Origin of the sequence: Myxococcus sp. AM011 (assembly GCF_013372595.1) — a bacterium.
Lineage (GTDB): Bacteria > Myxococcota > Myxococcia > Myxococcales > Myxococcaceae > Myxococcus > Myxococcus eversor.
On sequence record NZ_JABXEM010000341.1, the window covers coordinates 1 to 10413 of the forward strand.

Genomic DNA, 10413 nt, shown 5'->3' on the forward strand with positions numbered 1-10413 from the left:
GCGGACGACCTGGTGAGGGCGGTGCGTGGGGCGCGGTGGCGGGTTTGGGAGTGGAGGCCGTGTCGCCGACGTTGGAGGTGCGAGCGCGCCTGGAGGGCCGCCTGCAACGCGGAGGATTCCGGCAGGGCGCCTTCGGTCCGGACTACGAGCTGTCGCGCTTCCAGGTGGCTGGCCCGTCCGCGGTGCCGCTGGCGGAGGCGTCTTTTCCGGAGGGAGCCTCGGTTTACGGCGAGGTGATTCTCGGTTGGGACGCGGTGCTCCTGAATGGCATGCGGCGGCGACACCTCTTCCTCTCCTTGGGCGTGGAGACCTTCACCTGGGGCCGGGTCGACGTGGATGGGCGCGTGGAGGCGCGATTCCTCCGTCAGGACTTGAGTCTGGGACTGAGGGGACAGGCGACAGGCATGGGCCAGGCGGGAGCGCGCTACCTCGTCTCGGGTGAGGCGCGGTGGCGATTCCTCGGAGGGCGGCTGTACGCGATGGGGCAGGGCGGCACGCTGTTGTTTCCCACGATGGAAGGGACGCTGCGGCCGGGGGCGTTCGCGGCCGTGGGAATGGGGGTGGACAATGCGCGCTGATCGGCTGCCGTGGAGCGGAGTCGGCCTGTCGTTGGTTGTGGCGCTCCTCACCGTGGGGTGTGCATCGAGGCCCGCTCGGAATGGGCCGGGGGCAACGCTCTCGTCCCTCTCGTCCCGGATGCCCATGTCGGCGCTGGGGAACAGCGCCGTCGCGAGCCTTCCAAGAGATGACGCGCCCGAGGACGTCTCCAACGTGGAGGCCGAAGTCGGGCCGTTGCTGCACCGCCGTCGAGCCCCGTCAGTTGCTCCGGGAGTGGTTCGCAGTGGAGGTGAGACGTCGGCCTTGCCCGTCGTCGACGTCAGGTCTGTCGCCTGTGGAGAGGTGCCCTCTGGATGGCCGCTCCTGTCCACGGACGAGGAGGTGCTGGCGCCCTTCCTGGGGTGCACCACGCCCGCGGCCTTCCTGGCCTTGCAGCGCACGGTGGACATGCCCCAACTGGTGGCGTCCCTCTCGGATTGGAACGCCGTCCGGCTGGGCGCGCTGGGCCCGTTGGAAGGCGAAGCCGCCAGTGTTCTCCTCAAGAAGCGTGTCGTCTTCCTCGCCACCGCCGCCGAGAAGTACGGCCTGGGCCAGGCGGAGGTCCTCGCCCTCTTCGTCCTCCACACGGCCTTCGACGACGAGGTGCGGGACGTGCTGCGCCTGCTGGCCGAGGACAAGCTGCTGAAGCGCGCCCTGGGAGGCATGGAGGGCGTCCACGCGGAGCTGCAGTGGAGGGGCCTGCGCTTGGAGGACTTCTCGGAGAGGGACTTCCGCGCCAGCGATATCGCACGGGGACTGGGGAAGGCAGCGGATGACGTCGCCTCGTCCATTCCCCTTGTCGGTGGAAGTCGAAGCGTGGAGGCCTCCTCGTTGCCTCGGCAGCTACCGCCGCCGTACCGCGAGGCGTACTGGGCGGTGGAGAAGGCGCAGTACCTGGGGGCCTTCGCGCCAGGCAACGTGGCCCTGGCGTCGTTCGACCACCTCACCTTCGGCGTGCCGCTGGGCTTCTACGCGTTGGCGGCCGGCACGGCGCAAGGCGGGGCTTCACTCGCGAAGGGAGACTACGAGGCAGCCACGCGGCAGTTGGCGCCCGCGGCCCTCATGGTGGGCCTGTACGCGGGAGGAACGGGCGCGCGCGCCTTCCGTGAAGCTGGCTTCGCGAGGAGGGAGGGGGCGCGGCTCCAGGCGACAGTGTCTCGCGCGGAAGCGCTGAAGACCGTGCTCGACAGGTTGGAGGCGCAGGCGGGCGGGAGCGCGGTGAGCGAATTGGCCCGTCACGTCCAGCAAAGCCGGGAGGCGGCGCTCCTGGTGGCGGAGTGGGGCGAGGCCGGGGCGCTGGCCCTCCATGAGGCACGAGGCAACCCAGCTCAAGCGCAGGCCACGTTGGCGGTGCGGTATGGCGGGCCTTCGAGGGGCACGTCAAACAGGGGCGGAGCCGGGACGAGAAGCGGCAGGCCCTCGCTGCCGCCCGAGTCGGTCGGCATCCCCGCCGAGGTGGCGGAGGCGAAGTTCCGGCAGGTGGAGTCCGAGGCTGGAGGGGCACGCCTGTCGATGGACGTGGCTGCCCTGAAGAAACATCGCGAGGCGCTCCTGAAAACCGCGCCTCCTGGTGCCGAGGTGCATCCACACTGGTCGGACTACCTGTTCTATCTGGAGAAGAGGGCCGCCGAAATCGAGCAGGGCATGGCGTCCAAGGGACCGCTGCAGTGGGCCGGCTACCAGTTCGTGCGCGATCTGTTTGTGCGGGGCCTGGCCTTCGAGCGGGACATGGTCGTCCTCCTGGAGGCAGATGCGGCGTTGCCGCGGGCGCAGCGGCGCTGGCTCAAGGACTTCGAGAAGCCCCGCATCGAAACGCACGTGGGGGTGGCGAAGGCGGACCTGCGCTTCGCGGACGTGCTCGTCATCGAGGCGCGACCTCCTCCTGGTCAGTCACCTCGTGTGGAGACCTTCAGCTTCAAGAGCCGAGACCTGAGTTCGCTGGCTCCGAACGCGCTGGCTTCGCTGATGACCGCGGACGCGCGTAATGCTTGGAGGTACTACGGCGAGAAGCTGGACATCCGCAGGCCAGGGCTTGAGCGGATGGTAGAAGTGCAGAGGGTTCGATTGGTCTACGAGGGTGGTAGGCTCAAACCCGCAGACGTTCGTGAATTGAGGACTGCCTTGGATGCCGTCAAGGGCGAAGTAGAGGGAGTGGAGGTTCTGTTTCGATGAAATCGCTGACCCTGAAAGACTTGGACGCACAAGACAGCCTGCGACTTTCTTTCGAGGGAACCTTCGACCATCAGGCCCCGTTTGAACATGAGCTTGCACTCATGTTTCAGGCACTTGAAGAGTATGCGGGCGATTGGATGCCGGATGTCGTCGCAGGGAAGCGAAAGCGTAAGTACTCGCGTGATTCAATATGGGAGGCGCTAGCCGAAGAGCGACGAGACAAGAGTACCTCCATCGAACTGTACCGCTCGTCTTTTCCGGCTGTATCCATGACGCTATACGTCGGGTTCGCTACCCGACGGCCACGTTTGAACATCAGTCTATATGTTCAACCCACTTCGTTTTTCGCCGGCTCTGAGCGGTGCAGCATGTTCGTGGAACTGGTTCGCTCGTGGGCTGCGCGCTACCCGACTTCATATACGTTGGCGCACAGCATGGCCGACGATCAGTTGTCGGGCGCGCCCAATTTCGGCCGTGACGATGAGACCGAACAGCGCGACGGATTCGACAAGATCTACGAGCTGTATTGGCTCAACGTCTTCGGCCCGAAGCTGGTGGAGACGGTAGGCCGCGAGAGGATGCTTTCGACTCCCGCGCACCTCGTGGAAGAACTTCCGAACGGCTCCGTCCTCTTGGTGCTGTGGCCCACTGCCGCCGACTTCGCCAGTGACGAGGCCCGCGGGGTCCAGGCCCGCGCGCATGTCCACCTCCGACCGGACCTCGACTTCGACACGGTGCTGCGCACCCTGAAAGAGCGCAGCGCCGCGCTTGCTCCGGTGGAACCTCGCTTCCACGCGGACCTGGCCCCGCTCCTGTCACGGCTGCCAGATGAGGTCGCCATCAGCGAGCGGCAGCGGAAGATTGCTGAGCTCAACGCCTTCCGGCCGCCCGTGCCAGACGAGTGGCTCCCAGCCGTGCTTCCAGCGGACGTGGAAGGCCCGGAGCGCGTCCGAGACGAGTACGGCGACCTGTCTGAAAGCCTCGTGGCGGCGTTGCATACCAAGGTGCCAAGCATCTTCGAAGCAACGCCCGAGTCTCTCACGGACCTCGACTTCTACTTCTGGAGAGAGAACTTCCCGGAGCGCTACACGCGAGAGCTCATCGACGAGCACACCGTGCCGGCCTTGGGCGCCTATCTGGGCGGCATCCTGGTCCGACGGCTGGGCGGAACGTGGGTTCCGCGCCAGAAGCTGGAGGAGTCCCAGGTCAGCGTCGGCACGCGTGTCTGGTTGCCCTTCCTCCGGGCTCGTCGATACATGCAGTCACACAAGTCGCTGCTGGACTACTCGCTCACCCAGTTCTTCCGGGAGGCGGAAAGACACCGGGACTGAACGAGCGCTTCTCTTCGCCCGGCCCACGGAACAGGATGCGGGAGGATGTCTGTCCCTGTCTTCCGCCGGCCCCGTTGTGACCGCTGCAACCTCTCGCAGCACCTGTGCCTCTGCGCCGAGATTCCCCGGGTGGAGACGCGCACCCGCATCGTCCTGCTCCAGCACGTCGTGGAGACATGGAAGAAGAGCAACACCGGGCGTGTCGCCGCGCTGGCCCTGTCGAACGCGAAGCTGCTCACCTACGGCGCACCGGACGAGTCTTTCGACACGGCCGTCCTCTCCGAGCCGGGCACGTGGATGCTCTTCCCGGATGGTCCTCCGGCACCGCCGGATGCTCCCGCGCCCCGACAGCTCGTCGTGCTGGATGGGAGCTGGTCCCAGGCCCGGCGGATGTCTCAGCGCATCCCCGTGCTCCGGACGCTGCCCAGACTCGTCCTCCCCGCGCCCGAGTCCGGGATGCTCATGCTCCGCGAGCCCACGCACCCGTCCGGGATGTCCACCCTGGACGCGATTGCCCGCGCGGTGGCGATGCTGGAAGGACCCGAAGCGGCGGCGGAGCTGGAGCGTCTTGCCGCGCTGCGGGTGCAGCGCATCGCCGAGTGCGGCACGCTCAACTGACGTGCGTCGCATCGAGCCCGTCCACTCACGGGCCCGAATCAACAGCGACTTCAACCCCAGGGGCTTCCCGTGAGGAAGCCCAGGTCCCTCACGGAATCGCGGAGATCTCCGAGCGGAGCTGCGCGATGGCGGCCCCGAGCTGCGGAGGCTGCATGTTGCGCGGCACCTCGACGGAGAAGCGCTCGAAGTGCTCCAGCGCCTTGGGCTTGTCGTCGCGGCGCAGCGCCAGACTTCCCAGGAAGATGAGCGCCTCCTGCGCGTCGGGCCACGTGTTGACCAACTCGGTCAGCTCGGCCTCGGCGCCCTCCAGGTCTCCCCGGGTGGCGCGCAGCACGCCACGGTGCACCCGCAGCTCGACGTGGAACGGGTCCACCGCCAGGCCCTTGGCCGTCACCGTCGCGGCCTCGTCGAACGCCTGGCGACGGATCAACTCGTGGCTGAGCATGGACGCGGCGTCCAGGTCGAACGGGTTCGTCTCCAGCCGAGCGCGGGCCTCGGTCATCTCCGCGCCTTCCTGCTGCGAACCCATCATGCCGCCCTGCTGGCCCTGCGCCTGCGCGGGAGCACCCGGAGGCATGCGGCCCGTGGCCTCCTGACCATCCGTGCGCGCCTGCTGCTCGGAGACGAGCAGGTAGCCCAGCCCGCCGAAGAACAGGACGATGCCGGCGCCCCACAGCGCGCCCGACAACTGCGGATTGCGCGCCGACCAACCCGTGGGCGCGGGCGCCTGGTGCGTCCGGGCCCGAGGCTCACCACCACTGGCCGCCTTGCGCTTGAGGTGCTCGTCCTTGGCGCGGAAGGCCGCGGCGGCCTCGTGCTCCAGGCGGGACTTCTCCGTGGCGTACTGCTCGGCGGCCAGGTTGTGCTTGTCGGCCTCCAGCGTGCGGAGCTGGTCGATGAGCGACTGCGCGCGCTGGCTCAAGTCATCGAGGACGCCATCCTTGGGCTCGGGCGTGGAGAGCGCGCCCTTGCGGCGCATGAAGAGCAGCCACGCGGCGGCGGCGACGAAGGCCACGGCGAGGACGATGATACCGGGCAACCAGTTGGTCGGCTGTTGCTGCATGGCTTAGCGCTCCAGCTCCCGGCGCACGGCCTGGAGGTAGGGGTCGGCGTCATCCGCCGCGGTAGAAGTGCCCGGCGTGGGGGCGGAAGGCGTGGCCGTGTCGGCCGCCGTGGCGGGCACCTGTGACGCGGGCGGCCCTTGCTGGACCTGTCTCCAGATGACGAACCCACCCACCATCAGGAGCGCGACGGGGCCCAGCCAGACGAACCAGTTGAAGCCCTCGGCCTTGGGCTCCAGGAGCACCCACTCGCCGTAGCGGGACACGAAGAAGTCGATGACCTCCTGGTCGCTCTTCCCCTCGGAGACCAGCTCGCGGACCATGTCGAGCTGGGCGCGCGCCATGGAGGAGGGGCTGTCGGAGACGGAGAGGCCCTGGCAGACCGCGCAGCGCAACGTCTTGCCGAGCTTCTGGACGCGGACCTCGAGTTCGGGCGCGAGGGGTTCGCTCGCCCCCTGCTGGGGCGCGAACTGGCCGGTGATGAGGCCGAATGCAAGGGTCAGGGACAGCAGGGCGGCGGTCATCGGAACTCCCGGGAGCCGTCTCTACCTAGCGCTACCGGGCCTGTGTTGGACAGCGAAACCTGAGCGCCGGACGCCCGCCCCGCCGCCTGGGCTGTAGGTGGGCATCCGTCACGGCGTCAGCGCAGCTGCTCGAACGCCGCTCCCAGCACCGGGTCCACCGTGAGCACATACGTGTCCCGGGCGGGGTACAGCTCGAGCGGCAGGGCCACCGGATGCCGGGGCGTCATCAGGCGCTCCTGCTTCGGGCTGGAGGGGCTCAGCAGGCGTCCATCCTCCAGCAGGATGGCCCAGAACAGCGCCCCCTGGCGGAGGTCCTCCGGGTGGAACCGGGCGATGGCCGCGCGAGCAGGCGCGGGGAGCTCCGCCACGGCCTTCACCCGAGGAGGCGCCTCCAGTCTTCCATCCGGCCGGTAGCGCACCTGCGCGAGCATGGCCCTGCGCGGGTGCTTCAAGGACAGGGCGATCAGCGCGACGTTCAGCCGCCCCGCCGGGTCGATCCACAATCCCGGCTCCGAGCCAGGCAGCGCGCTCAACCCGGGCAGGCGCGTGCTGGCCACGCGGGTGAGCCCTCCACCAGGTCGGGTGCGCACGAGGTGCAGGTCCAACCCCTCGGAGGTGTCATCGACGAGCACCACGCTGATGGCGTCACCCATCGAGTCGGGCTGGATGGTGGCACGCGAGGCGACAGGCCGTGCCGGAAGGCGCACGCGTCCGACCTCGCGCCCGGGCGTGACTTCCGTCGCATCCACCGTGGAGTGGAAGCGCAGCATGCGAAGCTCGCGCCCGCCCGCGGCGATGACGGGGATGAAGAGCGCTCCAGAGGCCGTCTGGAGCGGTGGGCGCACCAGGTGCTCGGGAGGCGCTTCCAGGTCGATGCGGAACGGATGCTCGGTGGTGGCGGGCGAGGCCAGCGCCATGACCGAGGCGCCGTTGCGCCAGACCACCCAGTCGACACACGGCGCGCCCTGCGTGTTGTTGGACCACGGTGCCAGGGCATCGCTGGAGCCGGGCTCGACGGGGCCTAGTATCGTCGCGGGTCGCCACCGCACGCCCCACTCGCTGTCGTCCGTCGCGTCCGCGTAGACGCCGGCCACGAGCATCGGCCGACCTTCGATGTCCTGGATCCACGTGGCCATGACGCTGCTGTGATATCCGGCGGCCACGTCGCAGCCCAGGGACGCGGGGCCCGGCGTGGACGCGACGATGTCGAACTCGACGGGCGTGGACTTCACCGTGAGGGACGGCTGCTCCAGCCGCGCCTCCAGGCGATAGCGGCCGGGCTGGGTGACGGGGAGCCACTCGTGCAGCTCCAGCACGGACTCGAGCGCTTGTCCCGCGCCGAGCCGCACGCGCGGGGCGGCCTCGGGCCCGACGGCGTTGTCTGGATTGCGCAGGGTGACTTCGCGTCCGTTGGCGCTGCGGCCCTGGGGATACTCGGGGCCCGTCAGCGTGTACGTGAGCGTGGCATCGGAGTTGCGGAAGGGGTCCGCCAGCTCCACCGGCGCGGTGCCTTCGTTGCGCAGGGTGAGGCGCAGGCTGCGGTCCTCGATGGCGGTGAAGCGCTCCTTGGACAGCTTGAACTGGATGCGCACGGAGGAACCTCCAGCAGGAGTGCTCGGCGTGCCCGCGGTGGGGCGGGGCGGTGTGCTCGCGAGCGTGATCGACACGAGGACCACGTGGCAGGAAAGGAGAATCGGGCTCATGGCCGGGCGTTCCGACTTCCGATGCTGCTCAGCGCTTGTTTGTTCCAGCCCCGCAGTCGTAGCAGGCACATGCCACAGAACCTTCGCTCCACCGAAAAGTCGTAACCCATCAGACAGTCAGTCCCGTCCTGGTCATGTTGCTCAACCACGGCTCCCGTGGGCACGCGGTGGATGGGGAAGGGGGCATGCGGCAGGAAGAGTTGATGGCCGACCTCGTGGGCAATGGTCTGCACGAGCGAGTTGGCCCCGCCCCTGTAGTTCCTCGCGGTTCCGCATTGCACGACGGCGCAGCGAGCGCGGTCCTGCGTGGGAAACTCCTGGGAGAATCCATTGACTCGACTGCCCCCGGGTTCTGTCTCCAGGTTGTAGAGGCCGTCGAACTGCAAGAGCACGATGCCTGGCGTGTCACCGGTGGGCTCGTCGAAGGCCATGACCAGGATGCTCTTCGCCCAGTCCTTACAGAGACGATGGTACGCGTGTTCCTTGTTGTCCGTGCTCGCGATTGCGCCGGGCAGAAGCCAACGAGACACAAGCGTGCGACTTCCGCCGCGCCGCCGCTTCACTTCGTCGAGAAAGTTCGGGTAGGTGCGAAATGTGAGGGCATGCGGGCCCGCGGCGTATTGGTCCACGAAGGGGTCGATGGCGGCGCGGACCTCCGGCGGCATGGCGGCGACGGCACGGGCGATGCGTGCGTTGTAGGTGAGGGCGTCCATCGCGGTGACGCCGCCGCTGCGGTCTTCCAGTCGGAGGAAGGCCCGGGCGAAGCGTTGCTGGACGTCCGCCAGACTGACGCCGACGACACTCGGATGTTTCCGAAGGACCCGGGCGATGTGGACCTCGCGCCAGGACTCGAAGATGCCGGTGCGGGCTCTCACGGCGGCGGGGAGGGGCGCGTCGTCCTCCACGTCCAGGACGACACCGCCATCCTTCCGCTTGTCATAGGCAAGCTGCACCGTCACGCGCCACGCATCTCCGGCGATGCGCGAGGGCTGGAACAACACGCCCGTGCGTCCCGCGAAGGCGCCGCTCGTCCACGGCAGGCTGTACGCCGCCCACTTGCGCTTCGTGCAGGGGACGACGCGGAAGGGGAACTCACCGTCCTGGGGCTCGGCCCGGGGTGTGTAACCGGTCTGCCTTGGGAACACCGTGGCGCTGGGCTGGCCCCGCTTGCCGCCCACGTCGCGATGCGCGTTGTCGCCCTTGGGGCGCGATGTCTGGCATTGGCGCGCCAGCGCGTGCTCCAGATAGGCGCGGGCCAGCGGCGAGTGAGAAGTGAGGTCCTCGGCTTCGTCCTCCCAGTCCCAGAGGAAGCGCACCTTGCCGAGCGCGCGAGGTGCATCGACGCGCCGGTTCCGTGAGTCCTTGAGCCACGCGCGGGCGAAGATGGGGACGTCGGGGCCCATGCCCCAGGCGCGACGGTATTGCTGGAAGTCGGTGTCGTCTCCCATCTCCGCGCTGCGCGTCTTGAAGAGGTTGCTGACGAGGCGTATCTCGGCGCGCTCCGCTTCGGAGGGAAGCCGTCCGAGCGCGGTGGCCACGTCGCGGTCCCTCTGGCGCGAGAGCACGCGGGAGTCGCCGAGCTCCAGCTCAATCCCATCCACCAGGACATGGAAGTACGTCCAGGCCACGGGGCACTCAGCGAGGCCCGAGCCCTGGAGCGTCAGCTTGAGCTTGTAGGGCGAGTGCTCCACGGTGACGACGCCGTCGGGAAAGGCCTCGCACGCGGTGACGGTGCCGTCCCAGGGCAGGCGGTGCTCGCCGCCCGTGAGCTCCTCGGCGGACAGGTCTCGCGTCCACAGGGGCTTCTTCGCGTGGCGGGTGAACAGCTCCAGGCGCCCGACGCGCACGAGGTTGGCGTCATTGGAGAGCTGGTACGTCAGCTCCGCGGGCTCCACTTCGGGCACGAAGTGGAAGTCATCTTCGGGAGCCTCGGGAGTATTTGAAGGAAGTCCCGGGCGGTGGAAGCGCGACGTCGCGCCACCGGGGATGGAGAGTCGGAAGTCCGTGACGCCGAAGCTGGCGAGACGGAGCCGGTTGCGATTGCGTCCACTGGGAGGAGTGAGCGCGACATGGGCCGAGAGTGCGAGGCGTGCCATGGCGGGAGGCTCAGGTGTCGTGGCGGCGAATCAGCTCGCGTTGCACGTCGGCGAGCTGCCCTGTCTCTGTCAGTCCATGGTGGCGCTGGAAGGCGCGCACTGCGGCGCGAGTGCGGGGGCCGGGTGCGCCGCGCTCGCCTTCAATGAGGAAGCCCAGGTTGTGCAATCGCTCCTGGGCCGCCGTCATCGCGTCCGCGTCGAACGTCGCGGGAGATTCTAGGTGCAGTGCCCAGCTCAGCAGGTCGGGCGGGGACTCCGCAGGGGCGCGCGTGTCCATGAAGTCACCCGCGCAAATGGACGGGGGATAGCGA

General features: G+C 68.5%; 8 protein-coding genes and 1 pseudogene. 4 read left to right on the forward strand and 5 right to left on the reverse strand.

All coding sequences use genetic code 11. The features are described from left to right. The 4 genes and pseudogenes from HUW62_RS42310 to HUW62_RS42325 form a co-directional block, all read left to right on the forward strand. Nucleotides 1-578: pseudogene (locus tag HUW62_RS42310) on the forward strand (hypothetical protein); the annotation flags it as partial. A gap of 124 nt (nucleotides 579-702) precedes the next feature. Continuing rightward, nucleotides 703-2769, forward strand: coding sequence for a hypothetical protein (locus tag HUW62_RS42315; RefSeq protein WP_368670622.1), 2067 nt, complete (start codon nucleotides 703-705; stop codon nucleotides 2767-2769). Then, entirely contained in the window at nucleotides 2766-4100 is a 1335-nt protein-coding gene (locus HUW62_RS42320) for a hypothetical protein (protein WP_163870578.1), read from the forward strand. The genes HUW62_RS42315 and HUW62_RS42320 overlap by 4 nt, the downstream gene beginning before the upstream one ends. Before the next feature lie 45 nt (nucleotides 4101-4145). After that, nucleotides 4146-4718: a tRNA-uridine aminocarboxypropyltransferase gene (locus tag HUW62_RS42325; protein ID WP_163870577.1), complete on the forward strand. Its 573-nt coding sequence runs from the start codon at nucleotides 4146-4148 to the stop codon at nucleotides 4716-4718. Nucleotides 4719-4806: 88 nt separating this feature from the next. Here the strand turns inward: HUW62_RS42325 and HUW62_RS42330 are convergent, their stop codons facing one another. From HUW62_RS42330 to HUW62_RS42350, 5 genes are all read right to left on the reverse strand, one after another. Then, the gene (locus HUW62_RS42330) at nucleotides 4807-5781 is read right to left on the reverse strand and encodes a tetratricopeptide repeat protein (protein ID WP_176437664.1); all 975 of its coding nucleotides are present in this window, start codon (nucleotides 5779-5781) and stop codon (nucleotides 4807-4809) included. A gap of 3 nt (nucleotides 5782-5784) precedes the next feature. Then, entirely contained in the window at nucleotides 5785-6303 is a 519-nt protein-coding gene (locus tag HUW62_RS42335; protein ID WP_176437665.1) for a cytochrome c-type biogenesis protein, read from the reverse strand. Between the two features lie 116 nt (nucleotides 6304-6419). After that, nucleotides 6420-7970, reverse strand: a complete 1551-nt coding sequence (locus HUW62_RS42340) for a hypothetical protein (protein ID WP_368670623.1) — start codon at nucleotides 7968-7970, stop codon at nucleotides 6420-6422. A 32-nt stretch (nucleotides 7971-8002) separates the two neighbouring features. Then, nucleotides 8003-10102, reverse strand: coding sequence for a hypothetical protein (locus tag HUW62_RS42345; RefSeq protein WP_176437667.1), 2100 nt, complete (start codon nucleotides 10100-10102; stop codon nucleotides 8003-8005). 10 nt (nucleotides 10103-10112) lie between these two features. Then, on the reverse strand, nucleotides 10113-10413 hold a 301-nt coding region (locus HUW62_RS42350), incomplete at its 5' end, for a peptidoglycan-binding protein (RefSeq protein ID WP_176437668.1).